Annotated in this window: 1 pseudogene; it reads left to right on the forward strand. The window is 64.6% G+C overall.

Annotated elements, in window-relative coordinates:
* Positions 1-243 (forward strand): annotated as a pseudogene (locus EOD29_RS34440) (MFS transporter); the annotation flags it as partial.

Consider the following 243-nt stretch of genomic DNA (forward strand, 5'->3'; position numbering starts at 1 on the left):
GGCAGGCGGCCGATCCGTCCGAGCTTGGGCATCTCGACGTTCTGTCGCTTCTCTTGATGGCGACCGCGTTGACGAGCCTGGAACTCAGCCTGAAAGAGGCGCCGACCAGCGGCTGGACCTCGGCCTATGTGCTCGGCCTGCTGGCCCTCTGTCTTGCGTCGGGAGGCGCGTTCATAGGGCGAACGCTCTACCGAAGCCGGCCGATCGTCGATCTCGGCAATTTCGGCGACCGGAACTTTCTCG

Origin of the sequence: Mesorhizobium sp. M1A.T.Ca.IN.004.03.1.1, from assembly GCF_003997555.1 — a bacterium.
Lineage (GTDB): Bacteria > Pseudomonadota > Alphaproteobacteria > Rhizobiales > Rhizobiaceae > Mesorhizobium.